The 20,410-nt window shown below is 39.5% G+C and carries 34 protein-coding genes and 1 pseudogene; 3 read left to right on the top strand and 32 right to left on the bottom strand.

Annotation, left to right across the window (positions count from 1 at the left end):
* Positions 1–7: 7 nt before the first annotated feature.
* The 31 genes and pseudogenes from JU57_RS10660 to rpsJ form a co-directional block, all read right to left on the bottom strand.
* Positions 8–571, bottom strand: coding sequence for a tetratricopeptide repeat protein (locus tag JU57_RS10660; RefSeq protein WP_037960758.1), 564 nt, complete (start codon positions 569–571; stop codon positions 8–10).
* On the bottom strand, positions 571–852 hold the full coding sequence (locus tag JU57_RS10655) for a NifU family protein (RefSeq protein ID WP_025345757.1): 282 nt from the start codon (positions 850–852) through the stop codon (positions 571–573). Before JU57_RS10655 ends, JU57_RS10660 begins: the two co-directional genes overlap by 1 nt.
* Positions 853–1,000: 148 nt before the next feature.
* A complete protein-coding gene (gene rplQ / locus JU57_RS10650; RefSeq protein ID WP_025345758.1) occupies positions 1,001–1,351 on the bottom strand; it encodes a 50S ribosomal protein L17 in 351 nt (116 codons plus the stop codon).
* Positions 1,352–1,354: 3 nt separating this feature from the next.
* A complete protein-coding gene (locus JU57_RS10645) occupies positions 1,355–2,368 on the bottom strand; it encodes a DNA-directed RNA polymerase subunit alpha (RefSeq protein WP_037960755.1) in 1,014 nt (337 codons plus the stop codon).
* Positions 2,369–2,383: 15 nt separating this feature from the next.
* Entirely contained in the window at positions 2,384–3,010 is a 627-nt protein-coding gene (rpsD, locus tag JU57_RS10640; RefSeq protein ID WP_037960752.1) for a 30S ribosomal protein S4, read from the bottom strand.
* A 76-nt stretch (positions 3,011–3,086) separates the two neighbouring features.
* Entirely contained in the window at positions 3,087–3,479 is a 393-nt protein-coding gene (gene rpsK / locus JU57_RS10635) for a 30S ribosomal protein S11 (RefSeq protein WP_014770213.1), read from the bottom strand.
* A 21-nt stretch (positions 3,480–3,500) separates the two neighbouring features.
* Positions 3,501–3,869 (bottom strand): 30S ribosomal protein S13, encoded by a 369-nt coding sequence (gene rpsM / locus JU57_RS10630; protein ID WP_037960747.1) that lies wholly within the window; start codon positions 3,867–3,869, stop codon positions 3,501–3,503.
* Positions 3,870–3,871: 2 nt separating this feature from the next.
* Positions 3,872–3,985: a 50S ribosomal protein L36 gene (gene rpmJ, locus JU57_RS14135; protein ID WP_038533455.1), complete on the bottom strand. Its 114-nt coding sequence runs from the start codon at positions 3,983–3,985 to the stop codon at positions 3,872–3,874.
* Between the two features lie 163 nt (positions 3,986–4,148).
* Positions 4,149–4,367 (bottom strand): translation initiation factor IF-1, encoded by a 219-nt coding sequence (gene infA / locus JU57_RS10625; RefSeq protein ID WP_012857710.1) that lies wholly within the window; start codon positions 4,365–4,367, stop codon positions 4,149–4,151.
* Positions 4,368–4,383: 16 nt separating this feature from the next.
* Complete coding sequence (gene map / locus JU57_RS10620; RefSeq protein WP_037960743.1) at positions 4,384–5,142, bottom strand: type I methionyl aminopeptidase; 759 nt, start codon at positions 5,140–5,142, stop codon at positions 4,384–4,386.
* A gap of 4 nt (positions 5,143–5,146) precedes the next feature.
* Complete coding sequence (gene secY, locus JU57_RS10615; protein ID WP_025345763.1) at positions 5,147–6,409, bottom strand: preprotein translocase subunit SecY; 1,263 nt, start codon at positions 6,407–6,409, stop codon at positions 5,147–5,149.
* Entirely contained in the window at positions 6,406–6,810 is a 405-nt protein-coding gene (gene rplO / locus JU57_RS10610; RefSeq protein WP_037960740.1) for a 50S ribosomal protein L15, read from the bottom strand. Before rplO ends, secY begins: the two co-directional genes overlap by 4 nt.
* 19 nt (positions 6,811–6,829) lie before the next feature.
* The gene (gene rpsE / locus JU57_RS10605) at positions 6,830–7,273 is read right to left on the bottom strand and encodes a 30S ribosomal protein S5 (RefSeq protein ID WP_012857714.1); all 444 of its coding nucleotides are present in this window, start codon (positions 7,271–7,273) and stop codon (positions 6,830–6,832) included.
* 24 nt (positions 7,274–7,297) lie between these two features.
* Positions 7,298–7,654: a 50S ribosomal protein L18 gene (rplR, locus tag JU57_RS10600; RefSeq protein WP_037960738.1), complete on the bottom strand. Its 357-nt coding sequence runs from the start codon at positions 7,652–7,654 to the stop codon at positions 7,298–7,300.
* Positions 7,655–7,663: 9 nt separating this feature from the next.
* Positions 7,664–8,200 (bottom strand): 50S ribosomal protein L6, encoded by a 537-nt coding sequence (rplF, locus tag JU57_RS10595; protein ID WP_037960732.1) that lies wholly within the window; start codon positions 8,198–8,200, stop codon positions 7,664–7,666.
* Positions 8,201–8,275: 75 nt separating this feature from the next.
* The gene (rpsH, locus tag JU57_RS10590; protein WP_025345767.1) at positions 8,276–8,671 is read right to left on the bottom strand and encodes a 30S ribosomal protein S8; all 396 of its coding nucleotides are present in this window, start codon (positions 8,669–8,671) and stop codon (positions 8,276–8,278) included.
* An 11-nt stretch (positions 8,672–8,682) separates the two neighbouring features.
* Positions 8,683–8,868 carry a type Z 30S ribosomal protein S14 gene (locus tag JU57_RS10585; RefSeq protein ID WP_025345768.1) on the bottom strand — a complete coding sequence of 62 codons (186 nt, stop codon included), beginning with the start codon at positions 8,866–8,868 and terminating at the stop codon, positions 8,683–8,685.
* A gap of 1 nt (position 8,869) precedes the next feature.
* The gene (rplE, locus tag JU57_RS10580; protein ID WP_037960730.1) at positions 8,870–9,415 is read right to left on the bottom strand and encodes a 50S ribosomal protein L5; all 546 of its coding nucleotides are present in this window, start codon (positions 9,413–9,415) and stop codon (positions 8,870–8,872) included.
* Positions 9,415–9,651 carry a 50S ribosomal protein L24 gene (gene rplX, locus JU57_RS10575; protein ID WP_037960727.1) on the bottom strand — a complete coding sequence of 79 codons (237 nt, stop codon included), beginning with the start codon at positions 9,649–9,651 and terminating at the stop codon, positions 9,415–9,417. Before rplX ends, rplE begins: the two co-directional genes overlap by 1 nt.
* Positions 9,651–10,019 (bottom strand): 50S ribosomal protein L14, encoded by a 369-nt coding sequence (gene rplN, locus JU57_RS10570; RefSeq protein WP_012857721.1) that lies wholly within the window; start codon positions 10,017–10,019, stop codon positions 9,651–9,653. The genes rplX and rplN overlap by 1 nt, the downstream gene beginning before the upstream one ends.
* Positions 10,019–10,270 carry a 30S ribosomal protein S17 gene (rpsQ, locus tag JU57_RS10565; RefSeq protein ID WP_037960718.1) on the bottom strand — a complete coding sequence of 84 codons (252 nt, stop codon included), beginning with the start codon at positions 10,268–10,270 and terminating at the stop codon, positions 10,019–10,021. Before rpsQ ends, rplN begins: the two co-directional genes overlap by 1 nt.
* Positions 10,271–10,279: 9 nt before the next feature.
* Positions 10,280–10,468 carry a 50S ribosomal protein L29 gene (rpmC, locus tag JU57_RS10560; protein ID WP_037960715.1) on the bottom strand — a complete coding sequence of 63 codons (189 nt, stop codon included), beginning with the start codon at positions 10,466–10,468 and terminating at the stop codon, positions 10,280–10,282.
* Positions 10,455–10,880, bottom strand: coding sequence for a 50S ribosomal protein L16 (gene rplP / locus JU57_RS10555; protein ID WP_037960713.1), 426 nt, complete (start codon positions 10,878–10,880; stop codon positions 10,455–10,457). Before rplP ends, rpmC begins: the two co-directional genes overlap by 14 nt.
* On the bottom strand, positions 10,880–11,593 hold the full coding sequence (gene rpsC / locus JU57_RS10550) for a 30S ribosomal protein S3 (protein ID WP_037960711.1): 714 nt from the start codon (positions 11,591–11,593) through the stop codon (positions 10,880–10,882). Before rpsC ends, rplP begins: the two co-directional genes overlap by 1 nt.
* Before the next feature lie 19 nt (positions 11,594–11,612).
* Positions 11,613–11,927: pseudogene (rplV, locus tag JU57_RS10545) on the bottom strand (50S ribosomal protein L22); the annotation flags it as partial.
* Between the two features lie 7 nt (positions 11,928–11,934).
* Complete coding sequence (rpsS, locus tag JU57_RS10540; RefSeq protein ID WP_025345775.1) at positions 11,935–12,216, bottom strand: 30S ribosomal protein S19; 282 nt, start codon at positions 12,214–12,216, stop codon at positions 11,935–11,937.
* Entirely contained in the window at positions 12,217–13,047 is an 831-nt protein-coding gene (gene rplB / locus JU57_RS10535) for a 50S ribosomal protein L2 (protein ID WP_037960707.1), read from the bottom strand.
* A gap of 2 nt (positions 13,048–13,049) precedes the next feature.
* A complete protein-coding gene (locus JU57_RS10530; protein WP_025345777.1) occupies positions 13,050–13,331 on the bottom strand; it encodes a 50S ribosomal protein L23 in 282 nt (93 codons plus the stop codon).
* Positions 13,332–13,333: 2 nt separating this feature from the next.
* The gene (gene rplD, locus JU57_RS10525; protein WP_037960706.1) at positions 13,334–13,948 is read right to left on the bottom strand and encodes a 50S ribosomal protein L4; all 615 of its coding nucleotides are present in this window, start codon (positions 13,946–13,948) and stop codon (positions 13,334–13,336) included.
* Positions 13,945–14,523: a 50S ribosomal protein L3 gene (rplC, locus tag JU57_RS10520; protein ID WP_037960703.1), complete on the bottom strand. Its 579-nt coding sequence runs from the start codon at positions 14,521–14,523 to the stop codon at positions 13,945–13,947. The genes rplD and rplC overlap by 4 nt, the downstream gene beginning before the upstream one ends.
* Before the next feature lie 9 nt (positions 14,524–14,532).
* Positions 14,533–14,844, bottom strand: a complete 312-nt coding sequence (rpsJ, locus tag JU57_RS10515) for a 30S ribosomal protein S10 (RefSeq protein ID WP_025345780.1) — start codon at positions 14,842–14,844, stop codon at positions 14,533–14,535.
* Between the two features lie 169 nt (positions 14,845–15,013).
* Here rpsJ and JU57_RS10510 point away from each other — a divergent pair, with 169 nt between their 5' ends.
* Complete coding sequence (locus JU57_RS10510) at positions 15,014–16,087, top strand: ATP-binding protein (RefSeq protein WP_037960699.1); 1,074 nt, start codon at positions 15,014–15,016, stop codon at positions 16,085–16,087.
* Here JU57_RS10510 and JU57_RS10505 read toward each other — a convergent pair.
* Positions 16,076–17,326: a SpoIIE family protein phosphatase gene (locus JU57_RS10505; protein WP_037960697.1), complete on the bottom strand. Its 1,251-nt coding sequence runs from the start codon at positions 17,324–17,326 to the stop codon at positions 16,076–16,078. The genes JU57_RS10510 and JU57_RS10505 overlap by 12 nt on opposite strands.
* 239 nt (positions 17,327–17,565) lie before the next feature.
* Between JU57_RS10505 and JU57_RS10500 the strand changes: the two genes are divergently transcribed.
* Both JU57_RS10500 and JU57_RS10495 read left to right on the top strand, forming a co-directional pair.
* Entirely contained in the window at positions 17,566–18,120 is a 555-nt protein-coding gene (locus JU57_RS10500) for a ribonuclease HII (protein ID WP_037960695.1), read from the top strand.
* Positions 18,121–18,444: 324 nt separating this feature from the next.
* On the top strand, positions 18,445–20,337 hold the full coding sequence (locus JU57_RS10495) for an FTR1 family protein (RefSeq protein ID WP_037960693.1): 1,893 nt from the start codon (positions 18,445–18,447) through the stop codon (positions 20,335–20,337).
* Positions 20,338–20,410 lie beyond the last annotated feature (73 nt).

Raw genomic sequence — 20,410 nt, 5'->3', positions numbered from 1 at the left:
TGATTCTCTATTTTTGTGCTTTTTTAATCAGCGATAAAAGCTGCTCATCGTTTGGGAAAAGTGTGACGGCACTCTCAAGATAATTCAAGGACATCTCGATAAAACCATTTTCAATCAATCTGGCTAAAAAATCAACAAAATCTTCTTTTTTTGAGATAATAACTTTGGTGGAGAACATAATGTCCTCAAATGCCTCTTTAAAGCTACCACGCGCTTCAATCAGTGTCATAAAATCTTCATATTTGATGCCGTTTTCGGCATTAATACGCGCTTCAAAATCACTCTCTTTAAACAAATGCGCTATTTTTTCACTGTGTTCTTCCACGGAGTTAATGATCTCTTCCATCACCTCTTCACAATCTTCCGCACCATTTTCTTTGGTTAAGATATAATACTCAAAAAGCGCCATGGCTTGCTCTTCATTGTGCATTGCCATATCGCATAAAATAGCCCCAATACGAGCTTCTTTTGATTTGGGATCAACACTCAGCGCTAATGCAAACTGAAGCATTGCCTCTTGGAAATTTTTGGCGTAAAATTTTTCAATCCCTTTGGTAATATAAGCGTTCATTACTCTCCAATTGCTTCAAACTCATGTTCCATCCCAGGTAAAATATTGACAACTTCAAGTTCGGGATGAATATCAATTCTTAATTGGCGCTCTACGCCGTATTTGAGTGTTTGTCCACTGGATGCACACCCTTGGCAGGCACCTTGAAGTTGAACAAAAACACGTCCGCTTTTAATACCTAATAATGTCAGTCCACCGCCGTCTAATGCAAGCATCGGCTTAATTTTTTCAAGTGATTTTTCGACAACGGGAAGCAACTCTTCGTCACTAAATGGTATCATAGATTCTCCTATAGCAAAAGTATCTAATTTAACAATAGTTTGAGTTAAAAGTGACTTAATTTTTAGTGGGGGAAGAAGTGTTTAGGGTAAAAAAATTTAACGAAGTATTGCTTGGGAGCAAGCCGCTCCCAAGGCAAAAAAGTGAGATTTAGACGAGCTCTAAAAACGCCATAGGCGCTGCATCGCCTTTTCTGATACGTGTTTTTATAATACGGGTGTAACCACCATTTCTCTCAACATATTTAGGTGCGATCTCATTAACCAATTTTTTAGTACACTCTTTATCTTGAAGTGCAGCAAAAACAGTTTTGTGAGCATGATCGCCACCAACTCCAGCTTGCGTAATCAATTTTTCAACAAATCCTCTAAGCTCTTTTGCTTTAGGAACTGTTGTCTCGATTTTCTCATATTTAATGACAGCTATAGCCAAGTTCTTCAACAACGCCGCTCTGTGTGATGAAGTACGACCAAGCTTTCTGTATCCGTGCTTATGTCTCATAAATTAACCCTCGTTGGCTTCAGATTTTAAATCTTCAATTTTTTTCTTGAGCAAACTTGCCGTCTCGTCAGAGAAATTATATCCAACCGGATAACCACTCTCTTCCATAACTTGTCTGATCTCTTCTAACGATTTCTTGCCTAGATTTTTGAGGTTTTTGAGTTCTAACTCGCTCATCAAAGCAAGCTCGCCAATAAATTTAACCTCAGCTCTGTCTAAACAGTTGAAGCTACGAGCACTTAGATTTAACTCTTCAATACTCTGTAATAGCTTACCAAGCTCCACGTTCTCATTAGAGCTCTCACTTTTTGGAGCCACTGCAATATCCAAAATGCCATTAAAAACGGACATTTGTGAATACATTGCTTCCAGTGAATTTTTAAAAGCTTCGATTGGAGAAACAAGTCCATCTGTTTCAATTGTGAAAACAATTTTCTCATAGTTAGGATTGTCCTCAACCAAAACATTCTCAATATCGTACACAGCTCTTTTTACAGGTGTAAAGAAAGCATCGAGTGCAATATAATCTTCTCCAACCAATCCTCTAATGTTCTCACTTGGAACATAGCCGATTCCTTTTTCAAGGATTAAAGAGAAGTTAAACTCTGCATCTTCATTGATCGTTGCCAAATAAGCATCTGGTGTAACAATCTCAATGTGAGCATTCGCTAAATCGCTTCCCTTAATCTCTTTTGGTCCAGTAAATGAGTAGTTAACCTCTACACGTTTTTCATCACCTTTGATTTTAAAACGAATATTTTTAAGGTTAATGATGAAAAGAGCAACATCTTCAAGCATACCGCGCATGCTATCAAATTCATGGGTTACGCCTTCAATCTTTACAGCCGTTGGGGCAGATCCTACAGTACTGCTTAAAAGCAATCTACGTAAAGGATGTGCCAAGGTTACTGCAAAACCAGATTCAAATGGGTATGCACTAATTTGAACCTTGTTTGCCGCAATATTTTCTACCTCAATTTCAGTTGGCATGTAAGCTGATGTATTGATTTTTTTCATATACTACCTACTTTATTATTTAGAGTATAGCTCAACGATTAATCTTTCTTCAACCGGAATCACTACTTCTTCTCTCTCAGGGATGCGTGTAAAAATACCCATTGCTTTTTCTCTCTCAACATCAACCCATGGGGCAATGCCCGTTTGTTGTGTTAATTCAAGCGCTCTTTTAACTTGTGGGTTATTTTTAGATTTTTCACAAACCTCTACTTTATCACCTGCACGTACAACATACGAAGGAATGTCAACTCTGCTGCCATTCACTAAAATGTGTCCATGGGTAACTAATTGACGTGCAAAGCGTCTTGTTGTTGCAAATCCCATACGGTAAACAACATTATCAAGTCTTCTTTCGATAAGGAGAACAAGGTTAATACCTGTGTTTCCCTCTTTACGAGCTGCTTCGTCAAATATACGTCTGAATTGTTTTTCAGAAACTCCATACATAAATTTAGCTTTTTGTTTCTCTCTTAATTGGAGTCCATACTCGCTAATTTTTGATCTTCTTTGTCCGTGTTGACCTGGTGCATATGGTCGCTTATCTAACGCACTTTTACCAGCAAGTCTGCGCTCACCTTTAAGGGCTAAGCTGACACCAAGTCTTCTCTCGAGCTTCTCGACTGGTCCTCTATATCTTGCCATTTTTTCTCCTAATCTATTGCATAAACGAAAAAATTATTTTGTTTCTCTTAAAGACATTCTATTCTAAAGATTAGAATTAAACTCTTCTTCTTTTTGGAGGTCTACAGCCATTGTGTGGAAGAGGTGTAATATCTTTTAGGAAAGACACTTTAATACCTTCTGTTGTACCAGCACTTTTTACCGCTGTCTCGCGACCACTGCCCGGGCCTTGAACTTTGATACCGATTTCTTTGAGACCATGCTCTTTTGCTTTAGTGAGTGCATCTTCGACGGCTTGTTGTGCTGCATAAGGAGTAGATTTTTTACTACCTTTAAAGCCCAAACTTCCTGCACTGCTCCACGCAATAACATTTCCCATCTCATCAGTTACAGTTACGACAGTGTTATTAAATGTTGCAGAGATATAAATGATACCTTTAGCAATATTTTTCTTAACAACTTTTTTACGTACTACTTTTCTTTTTGCCATCTGTTTCCCTTTGAGACTTCGTTATTTAGCTTTAGCGCCAACGGTACGTTTTTTACCTTTTCGGGTACGCGCATTCGTTTTTGTTTTTTGTCCACGAACTGGCAAGCCACGTCTATGTCTAAGACCTCTATAGCTTCCCATATCCATCAAAGCTTTAATATCCATAGCCACTTTTTTACGAAGATCACCCTCTACTTGAAAGTCTGCTTGGATCTCTTTACGAATCGCAGCAACTTCATCTTCACTTAGCTCATGAACTCTTTTATCAAACGAAATTCCAGTTGCTGTTAAAATAGCTCTAGAACTTGTCAAACCTATACCGTAGATGTAGGTTAAACCATACTCTACTCTCTTTTTCATTGGAAGGTCTACACCTGCAATCCTTGCCATGCTTATCCTTGTCTCTGTTTGTGTTTTGGATTTACGCAAATGACTCTAACGATACCTTTTCGTTTGATCACTTTGCACTTATCGCACATCTTCTTTACAGAAGGTCGTACTTTCATTCGTGACTCCTGAACTTTTTTTCCACTGGAACTTTGAGTTAAACTGTCACAGGTTTGATGATGTATCTCAAACCAACAATCGAAAAAACAGTGGTTCCTTTTTCGATTATTCTTCACACAGCTTTACAAAAGGGATAAATTATACAGAATTTAAGCTAATAAATTACTTATATCTGTACGTTATACGTCCTTTATCCAAACTATACGGAGTTAACTCTACTTTTACGGTATCTCCCGGCATTATTTTAATATAATGCATTCTCATTTTACCGGCGATGTGACATAAAATCACATGGCTATTTTGAACTTCAACTTTAAAGGTTGCGTTGGGAAGTGCTTCTATCACTTTACCATCTATTTCAATCACGTCATCTTTTGCCATTTTACCTCCTATAATCTCAAGATAGAGACAAAATTTCTACTGTGCCATCTACGACCGCAACGGTGTGCTCATAGTGGCTTCCTCTTAACCCATCCGCAGAAACAACTGACCATTTATCCGCCAAAATTTTTGGAGTCCCCTCTTTATGGCAGATCATTGGCTCAATACAAAACACCATACCATTTTTGATTTTAGGACCACTTTTAGGGTTAATCCCTTCTAAATAGTTAGGAATTTCTGGCTCTTCGTGCGGTTTTCTACCAATACCATGTCCACAAAATCCATGTAAAGGAACATACCCTTTTTGAAGAATAAATTGCTCAATCGCATGGCTTAGCTCTTTAAAGCGCATCTCTGGCTCAATAATATCAATGGCATAATAGAGAGCATCTTTGGCACATGCAATCAAACTCTCATCACTTTTTGATATTGCTCCGACCCCTACGGTTACAGCAGAATCGCCATACCAGCCATCAACTTCTGTACCAATATCCAGTCCTACAATATCACCCTCTTTAAGTTGATAATCAGTAGGGATGCCATGAATAATGACTTCATTGACAGAGGTACACACACCGGCTGGAAAACCATAGAGTCCTTTAAAGGCAGGACGTGCACCAAGGCTATGAATGTAAGACTCACCCATGGCATTGAGCTCTTTTAAGCTAAGCCCTGGATGAATGTTACATGTAAGATACTCTAACGTTTTGGCAACAATCTTATTCGCAACAGAAAGTTTTGCAATTTCCTGAGCTTTTTTAATCGTAATTGCCATCTCCTTAAAGACCTACCGCACTAAGTGTTTCATATTTGTTCATATACATTTGTGCTTCAATTTTACGCATGGTATCGAGTGCCACTTGAACAACAATCAACACTGCAGTTCCACCAAAGTAGAATGGTACACCCATCACTTTTACCAAAACCCATGGAAGCGTAGAGATAAGCCCTAAATAGATAGATCCCCAAAGAGTTAATCTACCTGCTACTTCATTTAAAAAGAGTGCGGTACTCTCTCCTGGTCGAACACCGGGAATAAAGCCACCCTGTTTTTTAAGGTTTTCAGAAATATCTTTTGCATTAAAAACAATCGATGCGTAAAAATAGGCAAAGAAAATGACGAACAAAAATGTCAGTACATTAAAGACATAACTGTTTGGGTTGAGGAAATCATGAATAGATTGAACAATCGGGTTGGTGCTTGCTTGCATAATCGTTGATGGGAACATCAAAATTGCACTTGCAAAAATAGGAGGAATAACACCACTCAGATTCATTTTAATAGGCACATAGTTCATAATACGTTTGTGTTGATTTTGAAGAACGACTTTTCGCGAATAGGAAATCGGAATACGGCGCTCACCCATCTCCACATAAATAATAGAACCAACCGTGGCTAAGATGACCACCAAAATACCAATGACAACAAGGAAATTGAGCTCTCCCGTATTGACAAGGTTAATGGTTCCACCAATCGCACTCGGAATTCCTGAAACGATACCTGCAAAAATAATCAAACTGATACCATTACCAATACCACGCTGTGTAATCTGCTCACCAATCCACATGAGTAACATGGTACCCGTAAGCATACTCGCAGCCGCAATGGCTGTAAAGGTTGTCATATCGATCATAATAGCACTCTCGCCAGCACGACCACTTAACCCTCCAAGACCAACGGAAACACCAATGGCTTGTACAATCGTAATAACAATCGTTGCATATCGAATGATCTGCATGTATTTCACCATACCATCACGTTCTTTTTTCATTTTACCAAGTGTTGGGAAAGTTGCTGCAAGAAGTTCCATAATAATAGACGCGGTGATGTAAGGCATAATACCTAACGATATAATACTAAGACGTTGTGCAGCATTACCGCTGAACATATTAAACATTCCAAGGGCATTTGAGCTATTGGAGTCGAAGAACTCTTTAATTACAGCTATATTGACACCAGGAACTGGCACGTATGCCAGTATCCTGTATGCAAATATAAAGCCTAATGTAACTAAAATCTTCTTCGTGAGATCTTGGCTCATTTACTCATTCCAGTAAAAATGACGTTTTCGTCTTTGATCTTAGCAGAAAGCTCTTTTGCACCTGCACCAATCAATTTCACTTTAAGAACACTACTTCCAATTTTATGTACAGCTCTAATCGCATCAACGGTAATTTCAGCTAGTTCTGCAACTGCTTTAATTTTATCAACATTAATGATATAAGGTTTCACGATTTTAGAAGTAAAACCAACTTTTGGTAATCTTCTTTGAAGGGGTTGTTGACCACCCTCAAAACCTCTTTTACGCTTGTAACCTGTACGAGATTTTTGACCGTTATTACCACGGCTTGCAGTTTTACCCATACCACTACCTTGACCACGACCTACGCGTTTGATCTTTTTAGTAGAATTTTCTGCTGGTGTAAGATTATCTAATGCCATTTTGAATCCTTCTCTTCACTTAGCTTTTAATCATGCTAAGAGCTTTAATTGTTGCTCTTACCACGTTAGAAGCATTGTTTGAACCCAATGACTTTGTCAAAATATCTTTAATACCTGCAAGTTCAACGACGGGGCGCGTTGCACCACCAGCGATTACGCCGGTACCATCACTTGCTGGTTTAAGAATAATACGACTTGCATTAAATTTAACTTCAACATCATGAGCGATGGTTGAACCTTTGATATTTACTTTGACAATGTTTTTAAACGCATCATCAACTGCTTTTCTAATAGCATCAGGAACCTCTTTAGCCTTACCAAAACCAAAGCCAACAAGACCTTTTTTATTTCCAACAACAACGAGTGCTGTAAATCTAAAACGTCTACCGCCTTTAACAACTTTTGTTACGCGGCCAATGTTAACGATGACTTCTTCAAACTCTTCTCTGTTGTATTTTTCCATTGAATCGTTATCCTCTTCTTTTTCTTATAGCACTATGCCGTTTGCTCTAAGGCCGTCTGCAAAAGCAGCAACTACCCCATGATACAAATAACCATTTCTATCATAAACAACTTGAGTTAAGTTCTTAGCCTTGAGCGTCTCCGCAAAAACTTTTGCAACTTCTGTTGCACTTGCTTTGCTAGCATTGAACCCTAATTTTTTGCCATCGACACTTGCCAACGTAACACCACTAATATCATCTATTGCTTGCGCATAAAGAAATCTATTTGATTTAAAGAAAGAGATTCTTGGTCTTTGTTCAGTCCCAGAAATATCTGCTCTTACTCTTTTTTTACGTTTAACTCTTAATGCAAGCTTTCGTTTTAAAATATTTGCTCTCATCTCTTACCCCTACTTCTTGGAAGTTTTTCCGGCTTTACGGATAATAGTTTCATCAGAATATTTAACACCTTTACCTTTGTAAGGCTCTGGAGCTCTAAAACTTCTAATTTCGGCAGCAATCTGACCAACTACTTGCTTGTCATCACCTTGAATAGTCACCACGTTTTTCTCAACAGCAATTTGAATATCTTTTGGAAATTCATAATTGATTGGGTGCGAAAATCCAAGTTGAAGCTCAAGAACATTACCATTAACGGCAGCTCTGTAACCAACACCGTTAATTTCAAGTTGCTTTTTAAAACCTTCGGTTAAACCTGTGATAACATTTTGACCAAGGGCCCTGTATGTTCCCCAAAAAGCGCTGCTTTGACGATCAGCACCTTTTGAAATAAATACAAGCTCTCCATCTTGAACTTTTACGTCAACATTTCCCTTGGTGTCCAATACTTTTTGAACACTGCCTTTTTTAAACTCTATTAAATCACCATTGACTGACACTTCAACGCCAGCAGGAATCTTAACAGGCTTTTTACCAATACGAGACATTTTATTTCCTTTTACTTGTCTACGATAAGCTTACAATCTTAGAATGGATATCGAATACCATAAAAGAACAGCTAATTACCAAATACTACAGATAACTTCGCCACCAAGACCTGCTTTGTGTGCGTCATCATTACTGAGAACACCTTTTGATGTACTAACCACAATCGTACCATAACCATTTTTGAAGCGTTTAATTTCATCGCGACCTTTATAGACTCTACGTCCAGGTTTTGAGATTTTTTTCACTTCATTAATGACTTGGGTGCCTCTTGCATCATACTTCAAAACAACATTGATAAATTTCTTAGGACCCTCTTCAACAACGTTAAAACTTTCGATATAACCTTTGTTTTGGAAAATAACTAAAATCGCTTCAACCAGTTTTGAATGCATTAATTTAGTCACATCAAGTTTACGCATTGATGCATTTCTGATTCTTGTTAAAGAATCTGCTACTAGATCATTAATCATAGTCTATTTCCTTACCAGCTTGCTTTTTTGAGGCCTGGAATAAGACCCTCATTTGCCATTTTACGAAGACAAATTCTGCAGATACCAAAATCTTTGTAAACAGAATGCGGACGTCCGCAAATTTGACATCGTGTGTATGCTCTTACTTGAAACTTAGGCGTTCTTGCAGCCTTTGCAATCATCGATTTTTTAGCCATATTATTTACCTTTTGCGAACGGCAAACCAATGAGTTCAAGAAGTTTAAATGCTTCTTTATCATTGCTAGCAGTTGTTACGATCGTAATATTCATTCCGTGAGTTTTCATGATGTTATCATACTCAACCTCAGGAAACATTAATTGCTCATTAAGACCAAAGTTGTAGTTTGCACGTCCGTCAAAACCTACTCGTGGAAGCCCTCTAAAATCTTTTACTCTTGGAAGTGCTACAGAGATAAGTTTGTCCAAAAATGCGTACATATTCTCTTTACGAAGTGTTACTTTAACACCGACCGGGTAACCAGCACGTACTTTAAAACCAGCAACTGATTTTTTAGCATTCGCAACAACCGCTTTTTGACCAGCGATTAAAGAGATGGTATCGACGATATTTTGTAATAACTTCGTATCTTTACCTTCTTCACCAGCACCAACGCTGATAACGACTTTTTCAATTTTAGGTGACAACATAGGATTAGCAATATTAAACTCTTTAACCAATGCTGGTTGAACTTCAGCATTAAATTTCTCTTGCAATCTGTTCATTATTTACCCTCTACTTTAGCCACATTTGAGACATGAATTGGTTTCTCAATATTTGAAAAACCACCCTTAGGGTTGCTCTCACTTGGCTTAATGGCTTTTTTTACTACCTTGCAACCTTCAACAACGACTTGTGAAGTTTTAGGCATTACTTGAAGTACTTTTGCCTCTTTACCTTTATCGTCGCCTGCGATTACTTTAACAGTATCGCCTTTTTTAATTTTCATCTTCGTCGCCATTATAGTACCTCCGGTGCCAAAGATACGATTTTCATAAAGTTAGCATAACGAACTTCACGACCGACTGGTCCGAAAATACGTGTACCGATTGGCTCTCTTTTGTTATCAAGAATAACAGCAGCATTTTCATCAAAACGAATCAATGAGCCATTCTCTCTTTGGATCTCTTTTTTTGTTCTTACGATAACCGCCTTAACCACCTGTCCTTTTTTAACTTTACCACTTGGTAACGCTTTTTTGACAGACGCGATGATAACATCGCCTACGGTTGCATAACGACGTTTACTACCACCAAGAACTTTAATACACATAATCTCTTTAGCACCACTGTTATCAGCAACAGCTAATCTTGTAAAACTTTGTATCATTATTCAACTCCCACTTTAACAATCACATTCAGTCTAAAAGACTTTCTTTTTGAAAGTGGTCTGCACTCAATAGCGCTTACTGTGTCGCCGATTTTGACTTGGTTGCTCTCGTCATGGACAAGGTATTTTTTGAAACGTTTAACGAACTTGCGATATCGTGGGTGCATTACACGTCTCTCTACCAAAACGGTGATGGTTTTATCACCAGTTTTCTGAACAACTACGCCTTGAATCTCTCGTTTTAAAGCCATTAGTTACCCCTACTTGTTTTGAGCAGAAATTGCCGTATTAATACGTGCGATATCTCTTCTAACTTCTTTAATCTCATTTGGATTAGTAAGTTGCATTGTTTTTAACTTTTGTCTTAATGTAAACAAAAGAACCTTTTTCTCTTTTAACAACTCTAAAAGCTCTGACGCGCTTTTGCCGTTTAAATCAATATACTTCATTTTCGCTCTCTCGAGTTACAATCTTGGTTTTGAAAGGCAATTTGTGCATTGCAAGGGTTAATGCTTCGCGCGCTAACTCTTCAGAAACACCGGCCATTTCAAAAATAATTCTACCAGGCTTAATATTCATAACCCACTTATCAACAGAACCTTTACCTTTACCCATACGTGTTTCGATAGGTTTAGCCGTTAATGGTTTGTCTGGGAATACACGAATCCATGTCTTTGCTTGACGCTTCACATGTCGTGTGTACGCAATCCTCGCAGCCTCAATTTGGCGTGAATCAATACGTCCTGCTTCAACGGCTTTAAGACCGATTTCACCAAAAGAGATTGATGCGCCACTGCTGGCTTCACCGCGGTTGCGGCCTTTCATCTGCTTTTTATATTTCGTTCGTTTAGGCATTAACATTAGTTTTTACCTCTCTCTTTACGCGCTCTTGGCTTGCGTGAATTCTCTTTCTCAGGTGCTTCTTCTTTTTCAGGAACAAGTCCTTTTACAAGAACCTCACCTTTGAAGATCCATACTTTAACACCAATAACACCGTATGTTGTGTGTGCTTCAGCAAAACCGTAATCGATTTTTGCTCTTAGCGTATGAAGAGGAACGCGTCCTTCTAAGTACCATTCCGTTCTTGCCATCTCAGCGCCACCAAGACGTCCAGAGACAGAAATTTTAATACCTTTAGCCCCTGATTTTTGTGCACCTTGAATCACTTTTTTCATTGCTCTTCTAAAGGCGACACGGCGCTCAAGTTGCATTGCAACGTTTTCTGCACACAGTTGAGCAGAAGCTTGAGGGCGTCTCTCTTCTTTAATGTTGACATTCACATCTTTATCAATCAATTTGGTTAATTTAACTCTTAATTTTTCAATATCAGAGCCCTTTTTACCAATAATGATACCAGGACGTGCTGCAACAACAGTCACTCTAAGCTTTTTAGCAGTACGCTCGATCAAGATTTGACTCACACCTGCATAGTAAAGCTCTTTTTTCAAAAATGTTCTAATTTTGTAATCTTCACCAATGCTTGTCGCTAAGGTTTGTTTACCTGGGAACCAACGTGAATCCCAGTTTCTATTAATACCAAGTCTTAAACCAATCGGATTTACTTTTTGACCCATCTTAGTCTTCCTTCTTTGCAGCTTTTGCTACTTCAACAAATACATGAGAAGTTGGTTTTCTAATGCCACTTGCACTACCTCTTGCTCTTGGCAGAAAACGTTTAAGTACCGGACCTGCGTCAACACGGCAAGAAGCAACCACGACTTCTTGAGGTTCAAATCCGCCATTAGAAACAGCAGAAGCGATCACTTTAGAGATGATTTTTGCACCTTTGTTTGGCATAAACTCTAAACTTGCCATAGCAAGCTCAGCATTCATTCCTTGAACTTCACGTGCAATTAACCTTGCTTTTGTAGGAGATAATCTGATAAATTTTAATATTGCTTTACTCATAGTCTACCTACTTACCAATTTTTTTCTGAACAGAGCCTTTATGACCCTTGAACGTACGAGTTGGTGCGAATTCACCCATTTTATAACCGATATGGTTCTCTGTAACGTAAACTGGAACAAAGTTTCTACCGTTATGGACATTGAATGTCAAACCGATCATATCAGGAATAATAGTACTTCTACGAGACCATGTCTTAATCGGCTTGTTTGATTTTGTCTCTTTTGCTTCAACCGTTTTTTTCAACAAATGAGCGTCAACAAAAGGACCTTTTTTTAGCGATCTAGCCATCTATTTTCCTTTTCTTCTAGAAATAATCAGTTTGTCGCTCGCTTTTTTCTTACGAGTTTTTCTACCTTTAGTTGGTTGTCCCCATGGCGTTACTGGATGACGTCCTGAGTTGGTTTTACCCTCACCACCACCGTGTGGGTGATCGACTGGGTTCATAGCAGAACCACGAGTTTGAGGACGAATACCACGGTGTCTGTTACGACCCGCTTTACCGATGACGACGTTAGCCCAATCTTCATTTCCGACAACACCAACCGTAGCCATACACTCAGCCAAAATTTGTCTCATCTCACCACTTGGAAGTCTTACCATAACATACTGAGTCTCTTTACCCATAAGTTGAGCGTAACCACCAGCACTACGTGCCATTTGTCCGCCTTTACCAGGTTTGAGTTCGACGTTATGTAAGATCGTACCCACAGGGATACTTTTAAGTTTCATTGCATTACCGGGTTTAATATCCAGTCCCGCTTCAGCTGATTGAACTTTATCGCCTACTTTTAGACCTGATGGTTGAAGAATATATCTTTTGTCACCATCGGCATAATTGATCAGCGCAATTCTACAGTTTCTGTTTGGATCATATTCAATAGCAGCTACTGTTCCCTCTACATCAAATTTTCTTCGTTTGAAGTCAATAATTCTGTACAGTTTTTTAGCACCCGCTTCTTTATGACGAGAAGTGATTCTACCATTGTTATTTCTACCTGCCGTTGCAGCAATTTTAACAAGGAGTGAAGGAACACTGGCTTTTGCCGTAATGTCACCTGAATCAAGTCCTGTTAAAAATCTACGACTGGGGGTATAGGGTTTAAATGATTTTATTGCCATGATTACGCCTCCACATTCTCTAGTTTAGCGCCCTCTGGCAACTGAACATAAAACTTTTTAAAATCATTACGTTTGCCTTCAATGCCTTTAAACTTCTTAACTTTTCCCATAACTCTAAGAGAATTGATTTTTAATGGAGTGAAACCAAAGTATTGTTTTAATACCTCTTTTAAACCATTTTTTGTCATTCTTACGGAAGTTTGGATAACCACAGTACCATTCTCTTGAAGGCTCAAGCTCTTTTCAGTATAAAGGATTGCCTTAATATCAGTAATATCAGCCATTCTTAGCCCTCTTTTGTGATTGTTTCAAGCACTGATTTTTCTATGATTACCGCATAGAACGCAGTTGCTAAATACGCATTAAGCTCATTCGCTTCGACAAGGTAGCAGTTTTGAAGATTTCTAAACGCTAACAATGTATTCTCATCAACCAACTCTTTAACGATTAATGCGTCTCTTGTTCCAAGTGTTTTTACGATTTTTGCTGCATCTTTAGTTTTACCTGATTCTACGGTTAAAGAATCAACAACAAAAAGTGCGTTATTAAGCGCTTTTTCATTCAATGCGAATTCAAGTGCTAATTTTTTCTGTTTTTTGTTAACTTTCAAATCATAGTTTTTGTTAGCTTTTGGGCCAAATGCAGCACCACCGCCAACCCATACTGGACTTCTTCTACTACCAGCACGTGCACCACCACGACCTTTTTGAGCCCATGGTTTTTTACCACCACCACTTACTTCACCTTTTGTTTTAGAGTGAGCAGTGTTGGAACGAAGCGCAGCTTGGTATGATTTGACATAAAGATATAGGTTATGTGAATGGATCTCTTCAAAACTTGAAGGAAGAGCCAATGCACCAACATTTTCTAATTTTTCATTTAATACGATTGCGCTACTCATTTAACAATCCTTACTTTACCTAATGATCCATTTGCACCTGGCACGGAGCCTTTAACAGCTAAGATACCATTTTGTGCGTCAAATGAAACGATCTCATTTTTTACAGTCACTTGAGTGTTACCATAATGACCTGGCATTTTTCTGCCTTTTTGAACACGACCTGGCCATTCGCAGTTACCGATTGAGCCCGTAGTTCTATGGAAACGGTGACCGTGAGCACCTGGTCCACCACTAAAATTGTGACGTTTCATAACACCTGTAAAACCTCTACCTTTAGTACTCAAAGAGACTTTCAGTGTTTTGGCTTCACCCAAAGGTGCTGTATCTAAATCCCCAGCTTCAGCGTTTGCAACATCGAGTGTTACGAAACGGTTGAATGCAGCAGAAAGGTTATATTTCTTTTGCTGACCCGCAATAGCTTTGTTCATTTTTTTGCCACTCACATATGAAACTAAAGCACGTTTTTCAGCGTTAACTTCACATACTTTTGCTTCTAAGACTCTGAGTAACGTGACAGGAACGCTTGGTACTGCGATTGTTCGGCTCATGCCGATTTTTTCAATAATATATTCCATCATTACCCCTTATTTACCCATAGCTCTAACTTCAACATTGACTTCAGGTGCCAAGTCAAGTTTCATGAGTGAATCAACTGTATCAGTCGTCGCAGACACGATGTCGATCATACGTGCATGGATTCTCATCTCAAATTGCTCTCTTGAAGATTTGTTTACGTGCGGAGATCTAAGCACTGTATAGCGCTTGATTTTTGTAGGCATAGGAATTGGTCCGACGATCTCGGCTCCAGTTCGTTTGACAGCTTCGACGATAGCTGCAACAGATCTGTCTAAAACTCTATGGTCATACGCCTTGAGTTTAAGTCTAATTTTTTCCATTTGGTACCCCTGTAAAGAACTTGCCACCTTGAAGATGACCTAATTAAAGGACTGTGATTTTACAACAATAGATATAAGAAGTCAAGAAATATAGGGCTTTTTAGCGTACGAATATTCATTTTATTTCCTTTTAATAAGGAAGATAATAAACTTTCCCCAAAGGAAAATGATGCAAACACTCCAATTTTTTTACGAAATGAATTTTAAAAACAGTCTCTTTTTGGATCGAAAACTATCTATCACGCACAAAAAAACCATTTTGTATGGGCCGAGGAAGAGTGGTAAAACGCATTTGATTATTGATCATTTAAGCCATTATGACAAAGGAAGCTACCTCTACATTGATTTTTCCGATGATCGCGTGGAGTCTCATTTGGTGGCGGAACACTTGCCTCTTTTTGTGCAAAAAAACCGCATCAAACTCCTTGTCATCGAGCATTTTGACTTCTCGTTTGAGCTTCCGAGTGTAGAGGAGATCCTTCTCACAACCACCTTTACATGTAAAACACTTTTGGGCTTTGACTCTCTGACACTTTACCCTTTAGATTTTGAGGAGTTTATCTCGTTTGATAAAAAACACTCGAATATTGAGCATCTCTTCAATCTCTTCACCAACCACGGCACCTACCCGCACATCGTGCAAAGTGTCGAGCAAGATTATCAACGGCAGATGCAGATGATGTTGCATCTTATCTTCAATGACACGACCACTTTTTTGATCTACAAACGGTTGTGTGAACTGCAAGGAAGCAAAATTTCGCTCTTTCAGATTTACAACCATTTAAAGAGTTTTACCAAAATTTCCAAAGACAAACTCTATGCCATCACCTCTGAGTTGGTCGATCAAAAATTGCTGTTCTTTGTCGAGAAGTTCAACCAACCAAGCTACGCTAAAAAAGTCTATCCGATTGATTTTGCGCTCAAAGACGCCCTGACGTTTAAGAAAGATTTTTTGAAGCGTTTTGAAAATATGGTCTTTTTGGAGCTCATTAAACGCGGTAAAACCGTCTTTTACGAAGAGGGAATTGACTTTTTTCTCCCAGAAGAATCGCTTGCCATTGTCTGCGTTGGGTTTGCGACCACTGAAGCGATTGAGATGAAACTTCAAAAGCTTTTACCGACCTTTTGGGCTTTACATGTAAAGCGTATTGAAGTCGTCACCCTGAGCAGTGAAAGTGCCAAAGACATCGGAGGCTTTAGCTTCTCCATCGCCCCTTTTTGGGAGTGGGCACTACAACTCTAACGTCGGAGTGATGAATTTTTGAATCGTAATGGCATTGCCTTTTTTGTTGAAATAAAAATGATCCAAAAGTTTGCGAATAATGACAAACCCCCGTCCGCTAAACTTCTCCGCATTGAGGACAATGTTTTTGAGCACCATCGTATCAAACCCTTCGCCTTGGTCGCTAATCGTCGCCTCAAAAAGTTCGCGCCTGCCATTCGGAATGATGCCATAGACGATCTTGATCTTTTTGCGCTGATGCACTTTCTCAAGCCGCAGCATCTCCTCATCAAATACATTATGCTCCATCAGATAATTCTTCCGTGCTTTATCGACCCCAAAACTGCCATGTTCCAAAGCATTGAGCAGAAGCTCTGAGAGGGTTAGCATAATCTGACTCGATGTTTTACTATCAATATGATGCGCTTTTAGATACTGCGTAATGCCAAGCAGTGCTTCATCGATCGCTTCGTAAGTACTGGGAATGCGAAGCACCTTAAACGTTTTGAAAATCTCCAATTTTTGGATGTAAATGTAGGTCAGATCATCATCTCCCTTGCCAATGCGCTCTTTCACTTTATCCCGAAAATCTTTAACGCATATGGAGTCAACAAAGTCTTCTTTCAAACACGAAGCATAGAGTTTTCCATCACGCAGGAGACTCTCGCTAAGTCCATCGCTGTAGCAGAGCATCTTCGCAATCGGAACGGAAGGAAGGGTGTTACTGCGCACACTTTGTGTGAAAATACTTAAAGGAGGATTGTTACTGCGGATTGATTGAAACTCACCTTTTTCACTGATGATAAAAAAGGCTGGCATGCCACAAGATGCGTATTTGACAACGGATTTGTGAATATCATACTCCACCAACAAAATGCTCATGATCTCTTCATCAAAGAGATTTTTTTGCAAAAATTTTAGCGTCTTGGTGATCCAGACATCAAAAACAAATCCCTCTTCCTCTTCGAGCTCATCAAAAAAATAGTTTAAAAATCGGGTGATCGCCATCGCACTCATCGCCGCAGAGAGCCCTTTTCCCATCGCATCGGCAATAAACCCCACCAACCTTCCATCGTTGGTTTTACGAAGGGAATAGGTGTCGCCACTGAGCGTGCTGTGCGGTTTGTACGAGATGTCGACACGCAAAAGTTCCTTTTTCTTGTTTTTCGTCAAATCAATTTGCTGATAGTACAGGTCATTTTTGATCACAAAAAGCTCTTTATTGAACGCTTTTTCAAGGTCTTCTTTTTCATGGAACATGTCTTAACTCCTTCAATAGACTTCTTTCCTAACCCTTGAAAAAATGAAGAGTTTGCTTAGAGTACGTTAATTTTTGAAACTCAAAATTGAGTCATAGCCGAAGCTATGGCGATGTTTTTAGTTTTAAAAAGTGATGTGCTATAAGCGATACTCTTTTTTCAATGGGCTAGGGAAGAAGTCTACTATTTTAGCAAATCTACACTAAACTTCGTTTACATGTAAGGATTAAAAGGAATGCAATGTTATGTGGTATTGATGAAGCTGGACGGGGATGTTTAGCAGGACCGCTCGTCGTAGCCGGCACTATTTTAAAAGAGCCCGTCATAGGACTCAATGACTCCAAACAACTCACTGAAAAACAGCGCGAAGCCTTTTTTGAGATCCTTCAAAGTAAAGCCGAATTTAAAATTGTCTTTTGCGACCATGCTATGGTCGATGCCAAAGGACTCAGTGCTTGCCTCAGATACGCCATAGAAACGATCAAAGCGCACTTTTCGGAGCATGAGATTTTAATGGATGGCAACTGCAATTTTGGTGTTTCGGGCATCACAACGATGGTCAAAGCCGATGCCAAAGTTCCAGAAGTAAGTGCAGCAAGCATCTTAGCCAAAGTCAGCCGTGACCGCTACATGTACGAGATCGCACCCACCTATCCACAGTACGAATTTGAAAAACACAAAGGCTATGGCAGTGCTTTACATGTCGAAAAAATCAAAGCCTTTGGCTACTGCGACATTCACCGAAAATCCTTCAAACTCAAATCACTCTCGCAACCTTCATTGTTTTCATTTTAATTTGACACGGGAAAAAAGCAAAGCTCTTTTCCCTACGTTAGCCACTGGGGCACTGAAGCTTGCCAACTTTGTTGGCAGAATAAGGCTTGCTTCATACATTCTCGACAGATCAAAAACAACAAAGCTCTTTGCCTGCACTAACCACTGGACTCTTCAAAAAACTTCGTTTTCATCTCTTTTTTCTATGTGTGTTAAAAATCATTTAACACACATTTTATACTTCTCAAAGAATTGTAGTATTATTATTCTATTATAATTATTAATTTGTAAACTAGTTTTATTTACATGTAACGTCATACATCAAAGGTCATTCCAAAGTTTAAGATGCTCTGCCTGTTTTTGATGGGATTTCTCCCCTCCTTGCTTTTTTCGGCTGCTACAACCAATTATGCAGATATTATGAACCGAATCAACCAAACCTTTCAAGAGAGTTTAGCGCTCTATGAAAAAGGCGAGCAAGAAGAGGCAAAGCAAGTGGCGCAAAGTGCCTATTTTGAGCTTTTTGAAAACCTTGAAGGACCGATTCGCATCAATGTTTCGGGTAAAAAATCCTATGCCATGGAAGCACAATTTGTCTCGATTCGTAAGCTGATTAACGATGGCGCTTCTATCACTGAAGTCAAAGCTGTGATGGACAATCTTTCCGCTGAAATGGCAGAAGTGCTGCCTAAACTGGAAAAAGGAACACGCCTTGTGGGTGAAAAAAGCGATGACAGCCATGTTGAAGTTGCAACGCAAACACCCGAGCCTACATTAGACATTAAGTGGAAAACGCTCTACAACCATATCGAAACCAAATACGCCAAAGCTTTAGTTGCTTTTGAAAAAGGCGATAAAGAAGAGACAAAATTTATCATCACTTCGGTCAAATTTGAAGAGTATCGCAACGGCATGATCGAAACGGCGGTACGTAAATACATCTCCAAATGGCGCGATAGCCAGATTCAGCAAGAGATGGGGCGTGTCATTCGCGCGGTGGATGAAGAGATTCACACCAAAGAGGAGCTGGAACGTCTCAAAAGCAACATCTGGCACAGCCTTCTTGAACTACCAACAGACGCGGCTAAACTCGCAGTTGTGAGCGTTAAAGAAGAGGCGATTGAAGAAGTTAAAGAAGATTTTGCGCCTGTGATGGCAAACCTCAAAGCAAAATTGGCTGAAGCGCACACACTCTACCGCACAGGTGAAGCGAAAAAAGCGATGCAATTGGTTCAAAATTTCTATTTTGACATCTTTGAAGCCAGCGGGATGGAAGTCAAAATTGGCGCGGGCGATAGCACGCTTAAAACAAGCATCGAAGGCTCTTTTAGCAAGATCGTAGCGTTGATGAAAAACCAAAGCAGCCCTGAGAGTGTGTTAAGCGAGATGGATTCATTAAATACGCAAGTGGCTTCGGGGGCTGAAAAACTCTCGGGTTCGGATTCACCATGGAGTCAATTTCTCTACGCGTTGATCATCATTTTACGTGAAGGCATTGAAGCACTCATCGTCGTCACCGCTGTCATCGCCTATTTGATCAAAAGTGGCAACACAACACGTCTTAACATCGTTTACAGCGCTTTATGGAGCGCGATTATTCTTAGTTTTGTGACCGCTTTTGTGATGAATTTGATCTTTCAAAATCCAGGAGAATCGCGCGAAATGCTAGAAGGTGTCACGATGCTCGTCGCCGTAGGACTGCTGTACTACGTGGGCTTTTGGCTTCTCTCCAATGCGCACGCGAAAAAATGGAGCCACTACATTGCGGAGAAAGTCTCAGAATCCCTCAGCTCTGGTTCGATCAGAGCCCTTTGGTTTACGGTCTTTTTAGCGGTTTACCGCGAAGGTGCAGAGACCGTGCTTTTTTACCAAGCACTTATTTTTGATGCGAAAACACCGCTAGGGTACAGCATGTTAGCCGCAGGATTTGGCATCGGTGTCATTGCGCTTGTCATTCTCTTTTTCCTTCTCAAAGCAGGAGCGATCAGGATTCCGATTAAGCCTTTTTTCATGATCACCAGCGCGATCATCTTTTACATGGCAATTGTTTTTACCGGCAAAGGCATTATGGAACTCGTGGAAGGTAAAGTGTTTCAACCTACCCTCATTGAAGGGTTTCCAACGATGACATGGCTTGGACTTTATCCGTACATGCAAAGCCTGATTCCCCAAGCCGTGCTTGTTTTGGGGCTCGTTTTTGGCTCGTTATACATCATGATTCAAGCGAAAAAAGCTTGAATCTCAAAAAAAGGAGAACGATTTTGAGATCTAAATTTTTTAAGGAGGAACTATGTTAAAAATGTTGGCAAAA

Source organism: Sulfurospirillum sp. SCADC, assembly GCF_000743525.1.
Classification (GTDB): Bacteria; Campylobacterota; Campylobacteria; order Campylobacterales; family Sulfurospirillaceae; genus Sulfurospirillum.
The sequence above is the reverse complement of the archived record's forward strand: the minus strand, read 5'-3'. Positions and strand labels throughout refer to the sequence as shown.